The sequence below is a fragment of the Prosthecobacter dejongeii genome (assembly GCF_014203045.1).
Taxonomy (GTDB): Bacteria; Verrucomicrobiota; Verrucomicrobiia; order Verrucomicrobiales; family Verrucomicrobiaceae; genus Prosthecobacter; species Prosthecobacter dejongeii.
The window spans coordinates 269119-284536 of record NZ_JACHIF010000007.1; the positions used below are offsets into that span (position 1 = coordinate 269119).

Consider the following 15418-nt stretch of genomic DNA (forward strand, 5'->3'; position numbering starts at 1 on the left):
ACATTGAGGTGCCTTGATTTGGACAATGACCTTGCCGTCTCACAGGCGGTTTAAGCATAATCAGCGATGAGTGAAAACGAACCGGAGAAACCCAAGAAGGGATGGTGTTGGCTGCAATGGAGTGTGACGCTTGTGGCGTTGCTCTTTCTTGCCGCTTACTTCATGCCAGTCAGCAAAGAGATCAGTGTGAAGGCGGTGCAGATGAAAGGCTGTAGTAATGCCCGCCAGATCATCGGGCTATTACTCGCCTATGCCAGTGACCATGAGGGGCATTATCCTGACTTCGGGAAAGATCCCTCCAAACTCACTTCCAATGAGGTCTTTCGTGACTTGATCCGGGCAATGGCGGCCGATGGATTGATCATCGACGAAACCATTTTTAGTTGTCCTCAATCCCCCTTCGTGGGTGACAAAAATTTAGGGCAAGCTCCAGGCTTTAATCAGGCTCTCCAGCCAGGAGAAAATCATTGGATGATGGTTTCGGGTCTAGGCAACGACTCCCCAAGCCGCACTCCCGTGGTCTTAGAGAATGCGGCTGAAGTTGTCTGGCCACCGAAATGGCTCCCCTATAAAGAAGAGCCATCAAAATCCTTTATCCAACGACTTCTTAGCCTAGGACGCCTGTCTCCACGTGGCCGCAGTTGGAAAAATAAGAAGATCATCATATGCCTGAATGATGCCTCTGCTGAACCGGTCAGCCTGAAAGAAAAGGACGGCCTGATGCACTTGTCTGACTCCTATCTTAATTCTATTGCGGTTCCTCCGTCCGGATTTCAAATTCTCGACATTGCGGTCGAAACCCCAGGACATCCTCGGCACCATAAAGATTAAACGATGGGGCTGTGTCATTAAGGCGGCCATTCTTTTGGGATTCCTGGGTTATTTAATCAAAGGAACTGTGGAAGCTATGTATCTGCAATACGGTAACATGACGCTGGAACCGGCGATCGTGAAATACCTGGAAAAGCATGATGGCCGGTGGCCCTCTTCGTGGGACGATCTTCAGCCCTATTATAAGGACCTTCTACTGCCCGTTCATACCACTCGGTTTATCCGGAAATACTATTCCATCGCCTGGGATGTGGACCTCTACGAGATCTATGAGAAGAACAAAGAACCGCCTGCCGACGGAGCAATCTCCAATTATAAAGATGATCTATGCACAGTCGTTTACCGCCATTCGAGGGAAGGGCCGGGAGATGACAAGCGTCGCTGGATTTTGACGCCTCGCATCCATCAGTTCATTCATGATCGGGCAAAGCAAACTCCGGCACCTCGCTGAGCATCCCATGCTCATCCCGCTCCCTGAACCGTGACAAAACGACTTTTCGGAGGCGGGCGTGGCCTTTCTGATTCACGATGCGCCGATGACTCCTGCCGAATCTTTTCTCGACTGCTCTGCGGCCTTGCTTGACCGCGTTCGTGCCCAGCTTCCTGCGATCCAGCAGACGGCGGATCTGTTTGCCAAGACAATCCTGGCCAGGCAGATGGTGCATGTCTTCGGCTCGGGACACAGCCGCATTTTGGTGGAGGAAATGTGGCCGCGTTATGGCTCCTTTCCGGGCTTCAATCCCATCGTTGAGCTCAGTCTCACCTTCCACAATCTGGTCGTCGGTGCCAATGGCCAGCGGCAGGCCATGTTTCTGGAAAACGTCTCCGGCCTGGCCAGTCGCATCCTGCGCAACTTTGATCTAAAGGCAGGCGACAGCGCCCTCGTCGTCTCCTCCAGCGGTTGCAATGTCGTGCCTGTGGAGATGTCGGAAGAGTTTCAGCGACGCGGTGTCAAGGTGGTGGCGCTCATTTCCAAAGACCACGCCGAGGCCAGCACCAGCCGCCACCCGGCTGGCAAAAAGCTGCAAGATTTTGCCGACATCATTTTGGATACGGGGGCACCGATTGGCGATGCCATGGTGAAGATCGAAGGACTAGAAACACCCGTCGCTCCCGGCAGTACGATTGGCGGCTGTCTCATCGTCAATGCCGTAAAGGCGGAGGTCGCCCAGCGCCTGACCCAGGCCGGGCAGCCACCCAAGGTGCTGACGGCCGGGGTGCTAGTCGGAGCCCAAAAAGCCACGGAAATTTTTGAGGCGGCTTATGATGAACATGCGCGCCGCATTGCCCCCTACTATCAGGGTCTCGGGGCCTGAGCCTTGACGGGCCTGGTAAAGAAGATAGCGAGGATGCCGGACATGGCCAGGAAGGCGGCCACGCCATTCATGGCCAGTTGATGGCCTGCATTTTCCAGCGCCCATTGAACCAGCCCTTTCGGCAGCAGGAAGTTAGGCGTCGGCGTCTTCAGCCAGTCAATCAGCTTGGGCCCGACAAAGCCCGCCAGATTGCCGATGGAGTTGATGCCCGCGATGCCCACCGCAGCGGCTGTGCCGGAGAGCATGGCGGTGGGCAGGGTCCAAAAACACGAGATGCTGCTCATCACCCCCGTGAGGGCCACGGCCATCATCGCCAATACCAGCGGGGCAGGCAGGCCGGGCAGGCCGCTGAGGGAAAAGGCAATGGCGGCGGCCGTGGAGGACAGGCCGATGTGCCAGCGGCGCTCGCCCGTGCGATCACTGTGACGCCCCACCAACACCATGCCGATGGCGGCACAGCCCCAGGGGATCATGGAATACAACCCCACCTTAAATTCATCCTGAGTCAGCGTGTCCTTGATGATCTGTGGCAGCCAAAAGGAGGTACCATAAAGGCCGACAATGGCCCCAAAATAGATGCCGCAGCAGATCCAGATCTTGGACGATTTGAAAGCGCCCAGCAGTCCTTGAATACCGTGACCCTCGGCGGCCTTGGCTTTCTCATCGGCAGCCAAGTTGCCTTCCAGCAGATCTCTTTCCTCGGCCGTCAGCCACTTGGCCTTGGCAGGCCGATCCGAAAGGAGAAACGGCACGGCGATGCCGAGCAGCACGGTGGGGATAGCCTCCAGGATGAACAGCCATTTCCAAGCAGGCAGGCCATACCAGCCCTCCGTGATCTTCAGCAGCCAGCCGGAAAGGGGGCTGCCGATCACCCCGGAGACGGCGATGGCGGTCATGAACAGCGCCACCATGTGCGCCTGACGGCGACGCGGGTACCAGTAGGTGAGGTAGAGGATGATGCCCGGAAAGAATCCGGCCTCTGCCACGCCTAACAAAAAGCGCAGTGCGTAAAACGAGGTCTCGCTGTAACTGAAGGCCATCGCCCCGGACACAAAACCCCAGCCGATCATGATGCGCGCGATCCAGATGCGTGCGCCCACGCGGTGCAGGATGACATTTCCCGGCACCTCGAAGAAAAAGTACCCCAGGAAAAAGATGCCCGCGCCCGTGGCAAAGACCGCGTCTGTGAACCATGCCTCCGATTTCATGGAGAGCTTGGCAAAGCCCACATTTACCCGGTCAATGTAGGCCAGGATGTAGCAACTGAAGAGCAGGGGAATCAGCCTCCAGGTCACCTTGCGATAGACGACGGCTTCCTGCGGGCTGGGAGATTCGGGATTCATGGAGTGGCTGTTGATACTCTGGTCAAAGCGTCCGCTGGAATCTTTTTCCTTCACCCGTTCCCAGAAAAAACAGGCACTTGGTTCTGGTCAGGCAGGAGCTGACTGGGCAAAAAGAGGCAGCGTCAGGTCAAGCATTGTCATCCCTTTGGGCTTTGCCTGGTGGGCTGGATGTGATTAATGGCAGCCTTCCCAACCCCATGAATACCTCCCAACCGCTGGATTCCGGTACCTCTTCCGTTTCGCGCACCGCCTGGCTGATCGTGGGTCTGCTCTTTCCTGTCGCCCTGCTAAACTATCTGGACCGCCAGATGATCGCCTCAATGAAGGTCTCGGTGATGGGCGACCTCAAGGACATCGGCAGTGAGGAAAACTGGGGCCACATGCTGGCTTCCTTCAAATGGGTCTATGCCATCTTCAGCCCCATTGGCGGATACATTGCGGACCGTTTCAGTCGCAAATACACCATCTGCGGCAGCCTCTTTGTCTGGTCTCTCATCACTTACCTAACCGGACATGTAAACAGCTTTGACGATCTATATTGGGCCCGCACCGCCATGGGCATCAGCGAGGCCTTTTACATCCCGGCGGCCCTTGCTCTCATCGCTGATTTCCACACCGGTCCCACTCGCTCGCGTGCTGTGGGGGTTCACCAGATGGGCATCTACTGCGGAGTCATGGTGGGTGGTTTTGCGGGGTATGCGGCCGATTGGCCAGACTTCGGTTGGCGCGGGGCTTTTGATATCACGGGGTTGGTGGGCATTCTGTATGCCATCCCTCTTTTGTTCCTTCTCAAGGATGCCCCGCGCTCGGCTGCGGAGATCGCTAATCCTGTGGCAAAACCCTCCGTCGGCACAGCCATCACGGAGCTGTTTACCAATCCCTCCTTCCTCCTCCTGGTGCTTTACTTCACCCTGCCCGCTTTAGCCGCCTGGGTGGTGCGCGACTGGATGCCGGCGATTTTGCAAAAGGAATTCAACATCAGCCAGGGCAAGGCCGGCGTCTCTGCCGCCCTCTACTGGCAGGGGGCTGCGCTCGTCTCCGCCATCTTTGGCGGCTGGCTGGCGGATCGCTGGATGCGCAAGACACCCCGTGGCCGCATCTACGTCAGCGCCATCGGCATGCTCTGCATCATTCCCGCCCTCTTCGGTGTGGGTAATGCCCCGGCTCTCGGATCCTTCACCCTGGCGGTCGCAGCCCTCATCCTCTTCGGTGTTGGCTGGGGCTTTTTTGATTGCAATAATATGCCCATCCTTTCCCAGGTGGCCCGGCCCGAACTCCGCGCCACAGGCTACGGCATTATGAACTTTGTCAGCATGATGTGCGGCGGTGTGGCGGATTGGGGCTTTGGTTTCATGAGGGACAAAGGCGTCGCCCTCAATGTCATCTTCGGGGTCTTTGCACTTGTCTGCGTGCTGTCGGCCTTCCTCGTCCTGCTCATCCGCCCACGCGAGCACGGCGGCGCGCGGTTGTGATGCTCAATGCCCGCCCTTCAGCAGCAAAAAGCCGACGATGACCAAAATGGGCAGCAGCACCGGGATGGAGAACTGCCACATGTAGCGCAGGAAATCCGGCGTGTTTACCTTGGCCTTGTCCGCGATGGCCTTGACCATGAAGTTCGGCCCGTTGCCGATGTAGCTGCCTGCGCCAAAGAAGACCGCCCCCATGGAAATGGCCATCAGCAGGTGCGGATGAGATCCGGCAAAAGCCAGCACGTCTGCGGGGGAGTCCACCGAAAGCCCCTCTGCGCCCATGGCGGCGGCGAGAAAGCTAAGGTAAGTCGGTGCATTGTCCAGGAAGGCGGACAGGGCACCCGTGGCAAAGTAGTAACCGATGGGCGTACTGATTTTCACCGCCTCCCCGCTTTGCAGGATCTGCAAAGCCGGAATCATCGTCAGGAAGATGCCCACAAAAAGGTAACCCACTTCCTTCACCGGGCCGAAATTGAAATCATTGGCCTCATGCAGCTCGGGTTTAGTCGCGAAATAGGAAGCGAGAGCGGCGGCAATCATGACCATGGCAGGTACACTGAGCACCCCGCCAATGACGGTTTCCTGCAGGCTCTTCGGCAAGAAGACGGCACCCAGTACCACGCCCAGAAACCCGAGGTTCAGCAGACCGCGAATGTAAAAATGCTCCTCCCCCGTTTCCTTTTCCCGCACTTCTTTGGGGGCCCGACGGAAGTTCAGGGTATCCACCACCAAGAAGACCGCCAGCAGCAGGGCCACGGCCAGACCCCAGCCGCTCCAGCAATGGTCCAGCACCCAGCCGAACGGCACCCCGCGCAGGAAACCCAAGAACAGCGGCGGATCGCCAATCGGTGTCAGACAGCCGCCGACATTGCTGACCACAAAGATGAAAAACACCACGTGAAAACCCGTGATGCGATACTTGTTCATTTTGATCCAGGGGCGGATCATCAGCATCGAGGCACCCGTGGTCCCGATGAAATTGGCCAGTACTGCGCCGATCGCCAAAAACACCGTGTTGCGAAAAGGTGTGGCCTCGCCTTTCACTCGAATATTGATACCGCCCGAGATCACGAATAGCGATCCCACCAGCGCCATGAAGCTGACATACTCATGCGCCGCATGCTGCAGAGGCTGCCAGTCACGCTGCACCGCCACATAATAAAGAGCCGTCACCAATCCCAAGCCCACAGCCAGCTTGGGGTAATGATGCTCCCAAAAATGACCTGCAAACAGTGGCATCAGCGCAATGCAAAGCAGCAGCAGGGCAAAGGGGAGCACTGTCCAATACGGGGGCAGGGAAGCAGTATGAGCAGCGGCAGCGAGAAAGAACGTCACGACGGGATATGCACAACAGCCCCCTCCTTGGCAAGCAATGCATGCCTCTCTCGCCCTGCCCGTTCAGGACTGGGGGCTGTTTTGGCCCCTTGATTCCAAAGGTTGTTGTGCCGCGCCGGAACCTTTGCTCGCCATGCGTGAATCAAACGTGGACAAACCGCCCATCGGATGCCCCAATAGCACCCGCATGAACGCCCCCGCCAGCGCCGTCCCCTTGGTCGCCACCGATGTCCACCGCACCTACACCCTGGGCGGCCATCAGCTTCCCGTACTGCAAGGGGTCAATCTAGAAGTCGCTGCGGGTGAAAAGGTCTTTCTTTGCGGCCAATCGGGTGCTGGGAAGACCACGCTGCTTTATGTGCTGGGTGGCTTGGAAAAGCCCACCCAGGGAGATGTGCTGGTGCATGGTCAGTCGCTCTATTTTGGCGCTGCGAAGGCCCGGGCCAAGATGCGCAACCAGACCATGGGCTTCGTCTTCCAGCACTACTTCCTCCTGCCAGAACTCACCGCCCTGGAAAACGTCCTGCTGCCTTCCATGATCGGTGGCAAAAGGGCCGAACAACGCGCTCGCGAGTTGCTGGATCGCGTAGGCCTCACGCCACGCATTGACCACCTGCCTACCGAGCTTTCCGGTGGCGAGCAGCAGCGCGTCGCCATTGCCCGTGCCCTCATCAACGACCCCGGCATTCTTTACGCTGATGAGCCCACAGGCAACCTGGATGCCAGCACAGGCACGGGCGTGATGGACATGTTGATCAGCGTGGTCAATGAATCCCGCAAGACCCTCGTCGTGGTGACCCACGATCAGCAGATGGCCAAACGTGGCGATCGCCGCCTCATCCTCAAACAAGGCATTCTCGAAGAAGGCTGATCATCGCCCTCCCGTTCTCTGAGCCATGCCCAAACCGCGCCGTAAATCCCGAGGCAAGTCCCGGTCTTTTCTTCGTCCTTTCCTGAAGCTCGTCCTCGGACTGGTGCTTTTGGCCGTGCTGCTAGGCGGGGCTGCCTGGTGGTACTTTCATCCTCCGGTTACCGCCACTCGGGGCGTCCTCTACACCACGCGGAATGGCCATGACCTGACCTTGGATGTGTTTCGTCCCGCTGAACCCAACGGCGTGGGCATTCTGATGATGGTCAGCGGTGGCTGGCAGTCTGCACCGGAGAAATTTCAGCCCTGGATGGCGGCCTCTTTTCTCCGTCGAGGCCATACCGTCATCGCCGTGTCCCATCTTTCGCAGCCCGAGGCCAGCATCATGGAAATCGTCGAGGATGTGCACCGGGCCGTCCGTTTTGTGCGCCACCATGCCAAGGAGTACGGGGTGGATCCCCTGCGGCTCGGCGTTATCGGCGGCAGTTCCGGGGGCCACCTCGGTCTCATGCTCGCCACCCGGGGCGGGCCCGGCAGCCCAGTTTCCAATGATCCGGTGGACCGGGAAAGCAGCGCCGTGCAGGCCGTCACCGTCTTTTATCCGGTGACAGACCTGATCAACCTAGGAGACTCCACGCAGAACCTTCACGATGGCGGCCCGCCCAAAAGTTTCCGTCACTCCTTCGGCCCCCATGGCACAAACTTGGCCTCCTGGAAGATCATCGGCAGGGACATGTCCCCCATTTTCCACATCACTCCGGCCATGCCGCCTATCTTCATCATCCATGGCGATGCCGATACCCTGGTGCCGGTGGATCAATCCCAACGTTTCCAAAAACGCGCCGCCGAGGTGGGCCGCAAGGTCGAGGTGCTTGTCCGCCCCGGCAAAGGCCACGGCTGGTACACCATGCTCTGGGATGCGCATCTCTTTGCCGACTGGATGACCGAGCAGCTCTCGTCGCCATCGCTTTAAGCAGCCCTTCCTGCACCTTCCTTAAAATCTCATGTCGCAAATTTCGCGACATGCGCCAGACTGCCCACCCCTTTCCCATGTCCACCGAACGCAAGACCCTTGAAGAACGCGCCCAGATGTCCGACATCGAGCGCCTGCGCCACTCCTGTGCCCACATCATGGCCACCGCGATCCTGCGCATCTGGCCAGACGCCCAGTTCGCCTACGGCCCGCCGATTGAAAACGGCTTCTATTACGACTTCAAGATGGCCCACCGCATCACCCCGGATGACTTCGAGAAGATCGAAACCGAGATGAAGAAAATTTCCAAGGAGAACCAGAAGTTCGAATGGAAAGGCATCACGCGTGAAGAAGCCAAGGCCATGGCCGAAAGCGGTCGCCTCGGCGGCCTGTCCGAGCGCCCCGGCAACCCTAGTGTCTTCAAGCTAGACCTCATTGATAAGATTCCTGAAGGCGAGCAGATTTCTTGCTTCCAAAACGGCGATTTCATAGACCTCTGCGCAGGCCCTCACGTGGGCTACAGCGGTAAGTGCAAAAACGTCAAGCTGACTTCGGTCTCCTCCTCCTTTTACCTCGGCGATGAGTCCAAAGGCCAGCTCCAGCGCCTTTACGGCACCGCTTTCCCGACCAAAGAAGAACTGGACGCCTACTTCGTGAATCTCGAAGAGGCCAAAAAGCGCGACCACCGCAAGCTGGGTAAGGAACTGAAGCTTTTCCACATTGATGAAGACGTGGGCCAGGGCCTCATCCTTTGGACGCCCAATGGGGCCGTGCTCCGCCAGGAGCTGCAAAACTTCATCGGCGAAGAGCTGCGCAAGCAGGGCTACCATCAGGTCTTCACCCCTCACATCGGCAAGCTGGCTCTCTACAAAACCAGCGGTCACTTCCCATATTACAAGGACGCTCAGTTCCCGGCCATCATCGAGCAGGACCAGCTTGAAAAAATCGCCCACGAAGGTTGTGGCTGCGCCGAAATGACGGCCCGTCTGGATGCCGTCTCCGCCCAGTTTGCCAGCCAGCTCAATGAGCGCGCCGGCCGCGAAATCATCGGTCAGGATCGCATTATGGATCCGGAGAAGCTGCTCGACGGTTTCCTCCTGAAGCCGATGAACTGCCCGCATCACATCAAGATCTTCGCCAGTCAGCCCCACAGCTACCGGGATCTTCCCGTACGCCTGGCCGAGTTCGGCACCGTCTATCGCTGGGAGCAGAGCGGCGAGCTCAATGGCATGACGCGCGTGCGTGGTTTCACCCAGGATGATGCCCACCTTTTCTGCACGGAAGATCAAGTCGCCGCCGAAGTTCTCGGCTGTCTCAGCTTGGTGAAGATTGTGCTCAACACCCTCGGTATGACCGACTACCGTGTGCGTGTGGGGCTGCGTGATCCGGATAACAATAAGTTCACTGGCAATCCCGCCCAGTGGGACAAGGCTGAAGCCGCTTGCCGCGAAGCTGCCGCCACCCTTGGTGTGCCCTTCACCGAGGAACCCGGCGAAGCCGCCTTCTACGGCCCGAAGATTGACTTTGTCATCAAGGACGTCATCGGCCGCGAATGGCAGCTTGGCACCGTGCAGGTGGACTACGTCCTCCCTGTCCGTTTTGATCTCAGCTACAACGGCCCGGACAACAAGCCTCACCGCCCCGTGATGATCCACCGCGCCCCCTTCGGCAGCATGGAGCGTTTCTGCGGCGTGCTGATCGAGCACTTCGCCGGTCACTTCCCGACTTGGCTCGCCCCTGAGCAGGTGCGCATTCTCACCATCAGTGAGAAAACCGACGTCTTCGCTGCTGAGATTTTCGCCCAGCTCAAAGAGGCTGGCCTGCGCGTGACCCTCGACAACGATGCTGACAAGATCGGTGCCAAGATCCGCAAGGCTCAGCTCGACAAAATCCCCTACATGCTCGTCCTCGGCGAAAAAGAAGCCGCCGCCAATAGCGTCGCCATCCGCCACAGCAAGCGCGGCGACCTCGGCGTCAAATCCGTGGCCGAATTCCTCACTGACGTCACTGCCGAAGTGAAGGAACGGAAGCTGTAAGCCGACTGTCAAAAATTCAAAAGCGGGCAGGGTTTTCCCTGTCCGCTTTTTTTCTGACGAAGGATCTGGGGCGTCCGCTGGTGTGTAGGCTTCTCCTGACACTCGCCCGCTTGAGAACTTTTGTTCTCGCGCCAGTATTTCGCATGAATACTGCTCCTAGCTTCAAACTCCTCTTCGTATGCCTCGGCAACATTTGCCGTTCTCCCGCAGCCGAGGGCGTCATGCGCCGAGTAGTCGTGGAGGCAGGCTTGGGCGAAACCATTCACATTGACTCGGCTGGCACCGCTGGCTGGCACACCGGCAAGCGGGCCGATGAACGCATGAGGGCTGCAGCTCAATCTCGTGGGCTAGAACTCACCAGCTTTGCCCGCCAAGTGCGGGATGCGGATCTCTCCGAATATGACCTTGTTCTGGTGATGGACCGCAGCAATCACCAGGATATTCGCGCCTTCGACCGCGAAAAACTTCATGCGACCAAAGTGCGCCTCTTCTGCGAGTTCTGCACGGATCACGAAGAAACCGAAGTGCCCGACCCTTACTACGGGGGACCGGAAGGTTTTGAAAAAGTGCTCGATCTCCTCGAAGACGGCTGCGCTGGGGTCTTGAGACATGTGCAAGGGCAGTTGAAGTCTCGCGTCTGAGTCTCCCCCCACATTTCGTGCTGGCCATGCTGCCTGGTTTCTGACTAAACCGTCCCTGTCATGAATGCCCGTATTGCCTTGGTCCTCCTTTCCTGCCTTCTTAGCATCGCCACAGGGCTGGTTTTATCTCGTGGCAAAGGCGACTCTACAGCAAAAAAGAATGACAGTCTTGTCGTTGGCCTCAGCATGGACACGCTAAAGGAAGAGCGCTGGATCGGTGACCGCGACCTCTTTGTAGCCAAGGCTCGCGAGCTCGGTGCCGAGGTTCTGGTCGAGTCCGCCAACAGCGATGATACCCGCCAGCTTCGCGATGTGGAAAGCCTCATCACCCGTGGGGTGGATGCACTCGTCATCATTCCTCACAATGGTGCCGCCATGGCCCGTGCCGTCGAAATGGCCCATGCAGAAGGCATCCCCGTACTTTCCTATGACCGGCTCATCACCGGGGCCGATACCGACCTCTACATCACCTTCGACAACGTCAAGGTGGGCGAGCTCCAGGCCCAGTTCATCTCCGACCGCCTTCCGCCCCAGGGCAAGCTTCGTCTCATCCGCATCTATGGGGCAAAGACGGATAACAACGCCGTGCTCTTCAAGCAGGGCCAGGACAACATCCTGAACCCTCTCATCCAGTCCGGCCGCATCGAGGTTGTCTTTGAAGATTGGGCCGAAGACTGGAAACCCGAGAACGCCAAAAAGATCACCAACGCCGCCATCACCAAAGCCGGGCAGGGGATTGATGCCATCCTCGCCAGCAACGATGGCACCGCAGGCGGAGCCATCCAGGCTTTGATCGAAGAAGGCCTCGCTGGCAAAGTCATCGTCACTGGCCAGGATGCCGATCTCGCCGGCTGCCAGCGCATCGTCGCAGGCACCCAAACGATGACTGTTTATAAACCCCTCAGTGTCCTCGCCAAGCAGGCCGCAGACCTCGCCGTCAAGCTCGCCTCCCGCCGCCCCATCATTGCCAAAGAAGAAAGCGACAATGGCAAAGTCAAAGTCCCCTCCGTCTTCCTGCCCATCCATTCAGTGACGAAGGAAAACCTCCGCGAAACTGTCGTCAAAGACGGCTTCCGCTCCGCCAAAGACGTTTACGGCGAGTAACCTACCAGTGATTATAACAAACTCAAAGTTAGGCCCTGTATCCGCCTAGACACACTTTCAAAAGACCTGCATCGAGAACCCGGTAAAAACATATCGCTGCCGCAATTCTTCCCGTGACAGCAGCTCGCGTCCCCGCAGTGGATCTCCCACCACTAATTTCCCAGTTTTATCCTCGCCTAGTAAGGCAATGAAGTGCCCTGTATTTCCGAACCTCACACCGACCATGGCTACAGTTGGATCGTTTTTTGATTCCCTCGGTTCCATCACAGGCGTAGCTGATAAAAACAAGGGCTCATCCGTGGAGAGTTGAAACTTTACCTGCAATCCCCTTTGCCGAATGGCCCGTGCCAGATACCAAGCCTCCGTTCCGCTTGTGTAAGAATGGGCTTCTTCAGCAATCACGGCTTCGGTCACAATGATCCCATGATGGCGCAATAGGCTTGCTGTGGAGGCTGCACCACAAGTCGAATATGTGCTTTGCCGGCAAACCTTTCCATCCCATTGATCACGCAGGGCCCCTTCATGGAATGGCCCCAAAAAGGGTTTCACGAAAGGCACGGTTACAAACAGTACCACTAGCAGCAATGACAGTATGCGGCTGATAGGCCCTACCAGACTGGCCACGACTCCTCCGGCAATACCGATCAAGATAAGACAGGCTTCGATGCGCGGCCAGGACCGGAACTCATAATACCAGGCTGGCACCTCCACCACATGCGCGTAATAGGCCGCAAAGCTGGCTCCAGGAAGCGCTAAAACTAAAGTTGTTAGTGTCCAAACAACTCGCTTTTTAACTGGTATTCTCTTCGCCGCCCCATAGCTCACGAAAAATGCCAGAAGAGCAAAAGTCGCACAAATAAGGCCTAACCAGTTGGGAAACATAAAGGAGGAAGGCTCATCCTGCGCAGAAGCAGCTTACACCGCCAAGCTCAAAGACAAGAACCTACCTTTTTTAAGCCTATCCTTAGATGTCTTTCACCTTTTCCCGCACGGCTTCCAGGCTCGTCTGCTTCAGCACGATTTTCCCATCGGGTCCGATCAAATAAAATGTCGGAAAGTTGCGGAGATTGAAGAGGGTGGTGATGGGACCGGAGGTGGTGCCATCAGACCAATTGCGAAAGTGCACGTTGTAATCGGCATAGGCTTTGCGCGCCTCTTCAGGAATGTCGGTGTTGATGCCCAGTACGATGATGGGTTTTTCCTTCATATCCGTGACAAACTGATTCACCATAGGCAACGCACTGTGGCAGGCATGACACCAGCCCCCCCAAAAGATCAACATCACATGCTGGCCACGATGATCGCTGAGTTTGAAGGACTGACCCTCCAGATCCTTTCCCTCAATTTCGGGTGCCGGACTGCCAACGGAAAGATTGCCCATTTCAAAAAGCATCCGCCCGGCTTGGTCAGCAATCGGGAAACCTTGAATGGTCACCTGACCATGGGTAGCGACGATTTCTTGGAAACAATCCATCGCTCGTGTCTTGGCCACTTCCGCTTCGGAGGGAGAAAGTGCTGCATCAAAACGCCTAAAATACTGCATGCCCAGCGCATACAAAGCCGCCGCTTTTTCTTCGGGGTACGGGTTTTTTTGCTGAATCGCCTCCAGAATCGGCTCGACTTTATCCAGGGGCTGAAACTCCAAAGCCTTTACCGCTGGGGCAATGCCCTGAAGGCTAACATGAGTGGTGGCCAAGAGCGAAAGGGCTGTTTGAGATTCAGGAAAGGCCGCTGCCTGAGTAAGAAGCCAAACAATGCCCGTCGTGCTGCCCGGATCCCCGGGTGCTGCCTGCACAAGCGCCAGAACCCGGGTAGCATATGGGGCTGCACTGGGGATGGTGGACCGATGCTGCGCACGCTCTTCTTCCGTTTTGGCGGCGATTATTTTTTGAGTGTTTGCGCGGACACTAGTCTCGTATTCATCAATGATGCTTCGCACCTGCTGCTGCACTGTCTGCGCTTGTAGTGAAGAAAAGAACGTTAGGCCAAAAGCGAGGAAGACGAGGCATTTCATAACACAAGGCTGAGCACGGAAGAGAAGACTCTTAGAACGAGAATTTAATTTATGGTAATTATAAGGAATTGCAAATTGAAAGTGAACTTAACCTTAACGATTTGAGCCCCACTGAACTCTATGCGATGAAACAGGAATGAAGATTTTGGCCGCAATGTCAGGAGGGGTGGACAGCAGTGTCGCTACGGCACTACTCGTCCAGGAAGGGCATGAGGTGGTGGGGGCCTACATGAAAAACTGGATCAACGAAGAAAACATCGTGGGGCATTGCCCGTGGGAGGAAGACATCGTGGATGCACGTGCGGTGGCGGATCAACTCGGCATCGAGTTTCACGTCGTGAATCTCATGCGTGAATATCGCGAGCGCGTGGTCAAATACCTCCTGGAAGGTTACCAGGATGGCATCACGCCAAATCCTGATGTGATGTGCAATCGCGAAATGAAATTCGGTGTTCTCTGGGACTGGGCGAAAGAGCGCGGATTTGATGCCATCGCCACCGGGCATTATGCGAAGAAAGGCTCAGATGAGCTGTCCATCCTGCGTGGGGCCGACCCCAACAAAGACCAGACCTATTTCCTGGCGATGATGAAGCCGGAGCAGGTCCACATCTCCCGCTTTCCCATCGGCCACCTTTTAAAACCTGAGCTTCGGGAGGAAGCCCGCAAACTGGGACTTAAAACTGCTGACAAAAAAGACAGCCAAGGCATCTGCTTCATTGGTGAAGTGAAGATGGAAGACTTCCTGCGCACTTTTGTAGAGGATAAACCCGGCCCCATTGTGAATCTGGAAGGCAAGGTGCTGGGCGAACATCGCGGCCTGCATCTCTACACCCTCGGCCAGCGCAAAGGTATCGGCGTCGCCAGCAACCTCTATAAGCAGGCCTACGTGGTCGTCGCTAAACATCACGAAAAAAACGAGCTCGTCATCGCCATCGAGCGTCCGGATACTCCGCTCCTATGGGCGCGCAAATGCACTCTTACGGGCCTTTCCACCACCGGCTTGCCATTCGATGCCCCTCGCCTCCTTCAGGCCCAGCCCCGCTACCGCTGCCCCGCAGGAGATGCCGAATTCCGTCCCCTGGGCGATGGAAGGGCAGAGCTCATCTACGCCCAGCCTCAGCGCGCCCTCACCCCCGGCCAGATCTGCGCTCTTTACGAAAATGATCGTTTGTTAGGTGGAGCGGTGTTCGAGCACATTGACTACGAGTCCTAGCCCCTTGTATTTGTCCTCATTCATGATAGACCTTGGGTCAGGAAGTTCGGTCCCATCTTGGCCATTCTTTTGGCCCTCATCATCTCACTGGCAGGAGTGTCCATGATGGCAACGACTTGGCTCGGCTTTGAGAAAGGGGAAATCAAAATCGAGGGCAGACGCAATTCTCATCTCTACCAAAAGGCCAAAGATCCCATCGCCTATTGGATGACTATTTCAGTGAAAGGTGTCTTGGGCTGCGGCCTTTGCGGCTTCAGCATCAGAATACTCCGCCG

14 protein-coding genes are annotated in these 15418 nt (G+C 56.9%); 10 read left to right on the forward strand and 4 right to left on the reverse strand.

Annotated elements, in window-relative coordinates; genetic code table 11:
• Positions 1 to 66 precede the first annotated feature (66 nt).
• The 3 genes from HNQ64_RS16835 (at position 67) to HNQ64_RS16845 (ending at position 2147) form a co-directional block, all read left to right on the forward strand.
• Positions 67 to 831, forward strand: coding sequence for a hypothetical protein (locus HNQ64_RS16835; RefSeq protein ID WP_184210736.1), 765 nt, complete (start codon positions 67 to 69; stop codon positions 829 to 831).
• 76 nt (positions 832 to 907) lie between these two features.
• A complete protein-coding gene (locus tag HNQ64_RS16840; protein WP_184210738.1) occupies positions 908 to 1282 on the forward strand; it encodes a hypothetical protein in 375 nt (124 codons plus the stop codon).
• Positions 1283 to 1367: 85 nt separating this feature from the next.
• Positions 1368 to 2147, forward strand: a complete 780-nt coding sequence (locus HNQ64_RS16845; protein ID WP_184210860.1) for a sugar isomerase domain-containing protein — start codon at positions 1368 to 1370, stop codon at positions 2145 to 2147.
• On the opposite strand, the gene HNQ64_RS16850 is transcribed toward HNQ64_RS16845, so the two are convergent.
• On the reverse strand, positions 2129 to 3490 hold the full coding sequence (locus tag HNQ64_RS16850; RefSeq protein ID WP_184210740.1) for an MFS transporter: 1362 nt from the start codon (positions 3488 to 3490) through the stop codon (positions 2129 to 2131). The two genes, HNQ64_RS16845 and HNQ64_RS16850, sit on opposite strands and share 19 nt — an antisense overlap.
• Before the next feature lie 197 nt (positions 3491 to 3687).
• Here HNQ64_RS16850 and HNQ64_RS16855 point away from each other — a divergent pair, with 197 nt between their 5' ends.
• Positions 3688 to 4962 carry an MFS transporter gene (locus HNQ64_RS16855; protein WP_184210742.1) on the forward strand — a complete coding sequence of 425 codons (1275 nt, stop codon included), beginning with the start codon at positions 3688 to 3690 and terminating at the stop codon, positions 4960 to 4962.
• A 3-nt stretch (positions 4963 to 4965) separates the two neighbouring features.
• Here HNQ64_RS16855 and HNQ64_RS16860 read toward each other — a convergent pair whose 3' ends face one another.
• Positions 4966 to 6294, reverse strand: a complete 1329-nt coding sequence (locus HNQ64_RS16860) for a sodium:proton antiporter (RefSeq protein ID WP_184210744.1) — start codon at positions 6292 to 6294, stop codon at positions 4966 to 4968.
• Between the two features lie 133 nt (positions 6295 to 6427).
• Between HNQ64_RS16860 and HNQ64_RS16865 the strand changes: the two genes are divergently transcribed.
• The 5 genes from HNQ64_RS16865 to HNQ64_RS16885 all read left to right on the forward strand — a co-directional run bounded on the left by HNQ64_RS16865 (position 6428) and on the right by HNQ64_RS16885 (position 11916).
• Positions 6428 to 7165, forward strand: a complete 738-nt coding sequence (locus HNQ64_RS16865) for an ABC transporter ATP-binding protein (RefSeq protein ID WP_246431083.1) — start codon at positions 6428 to 6430, stop codon at positions 7163 to 7165.
• A 25-nt stretch (positions 7166 to 7190) separates the two neighbouring features.
• A complete protein-coding gene (locus tag HNQ64_RS16870; protein WP_184210746.1) occupies positions 7191 to 8135 on the forward strand; it encodes an alpha/beta hydrolase in 945 nt (314 codons plus the stop codon).
• A 77-nt stretch (positions 8136 to 8212) separates the two neighbouring features.
• On the forward strand, positions 8213 to 10171 hold the full coding sequence (thrS, locus tag HNQ64_RS16875) for a threonine--tRNA ligase (RefSeq protein ID WP_184210748.1): 1959 nt from the start codon (positions 8213 to 8215) through the stop codon (positions 10169 to 10171).
• Between the two features lie 143 nt (positions 10172 to 10314).
• Positions 10315 to 10812, forward strand: a complete 498-nt coding sequence (locus tag HNQ64_RS16880; protein WP_184210750.1) for a low molecular weight protein-tyrosine-phosphatase — start codon at positions 10315 to 10317, stop codon at positions 10810 to 10812.
• A gap of 60 nt (positions 10813 to 10872) precedes the next feature.
• Positions 10873 to 11916: a sugar ABC transporter substrate-binding protein gene (locus tag HNQ64_RS16885; RefSeq protein WP_184210752.1), complete on the forward strand. Its 1044-nt coding sequence runs from the start codon at positions 10873 to 10875 to the stop codon at positions 11914 to 11916.
• Positions 11917 to 11973: 57 nt separating this feature from the next.
• Here HNQ64_RS16885 and HNQ64_RS16890 read toward each other — a convergent pair whose 3' ends face one another.
• Both HNQ64_RS16890 and HNQ64_RS16895 read right to left on the reverse strand, forming a co-directional pair.
• Positions 11974 to 12798 (reverse strand): cysteine peptidase family C39 domain-containing protein, encoded by an 825-nt coding sequence (locus tag HNQ64_RS16890; RefSeq protein ID WP_184210754.1) that lies wholly within the window; start codon positions 12796 to 12798, stop codon positions 11974 to 11976.
• Between the two features lie 82 nt (positions 12799 to 12880).
• Positions 12881 to 13930 (reverse strand): redoxin domain-containing protein, encoded by a 1050-nt coding sequence (locus HNQ64_RS16895; protein WP_184210756.1) that lies wholly within the window; start codon positions 13928 to 13930, stop codon positions 12881 to 12883.
• A gap of 136 nt (positions 13931 to 14066) precedes the next feature.
• Between HNQ64_RS16895 and mnmA the strand changes: the two genes are divergently transcribed.
• Positions 14067 to 15143, forward strand: a complete 1077-nt coding sequence (gene mnmA, locus HNQ64_RS16900; RefSeq protein WP_184210758.1) for a tRNA 2-thiouridine(34) synthase MnmA — start codon at positions 14067 to 14069, stop codon at positions 15141 to 15143.
• Positions 15144 to 15418 lie beyond the last annotated feature (275 nt).

Coding starts and splice junctions, on each gene's coding strand:
- HNQ64_RS16865 (WP_246431083.1), top strand. CDS start 6,428: ATGCGTGAATCAAACGTGGACAAACCGCCCATCGGATGCCCCAATAGC.
- HNQ64_RS16890 (WP_184210754.1), bottom strand. CDS start 12,798: ATGTTTCCCAACTGGTTAGGCCTTATTTGTGCGACTTTTGCTCTTCTG.
- HNQ64_RS16885 (WP_184210752.1), top strand. CDS start 10,873: ATGAATGCCCGTATTGCCTTGGTCCTCCTTTCCTGCCTTCTTAGCATC.
- HNQ64_RS16895 (WP_184210756.1), bottom strand. CDS start 13,930: ATGAAATGCCTCGTCTTCCTCGCTTTTGGCCTAACGTTCTTTTCTTCA.
- thrS (WP_184210748.1), top strand. CDS start 8,213: ATGTCCACCGAACGCAAGACCCTTGAAGAACGCGCCCAGATGTCCGAC.
- HNQ64_RS16850 (WP_184210740.1), bottom strand. CDS start 3,490: ATGAATCCCGAATCTCCCAGCCCGCAGGAAGCCGTCGTCTATCGCAAG.
- HNQ64_RS16845 (WP_184210860.1), top strand. CDS start 1,368: ATGACTCCTGCCGAATCTTTTCTCGACTGCTCTGCGGCCTTGCTTGAC.
- HNQ64_RS16880 (WP_184210750.1), top strand. CDS start 10,315: ATGAATACTGCTCCTAGCTTCAAACTCCTCTTCGTATGCCTCGGCAAC.
- HNQ64_RS16870 (WP_184210746.1), top strand. CDS start 7,191: ATGCCCAAACCGCGCCGTAAATCCCGAGGCAAGTCCCGGTCTTTTCTT.
- HNQ64_RS16835 (WP_184210736.1), top strand. CDS start 67: ATGAGTGAAAACGAACCGGAGAAACCCAAGAAGGGATGGTGTTGGCTG.
- HNQ64_RS16840 (WP_184210738.1), top strand. CDS start 908: ATGTATCTGCAATACGGTAACATGACGCTGGAACCGGCGATCGTGAAA.
- HNQ64_RS16855 (WP_184210742.1), top strand. CDS start 3,688: ATGAATACCTCCCAACCGCTGGATTCCGGTACCTCTTCCGTTTCGCGC.
- mnmA (WP_184210758.1), top strand. CDS start 14,067: ATGAAGATTTTGGCCGCAATGTCAGGAGGGGTGGACAGCAGTGTCGCT.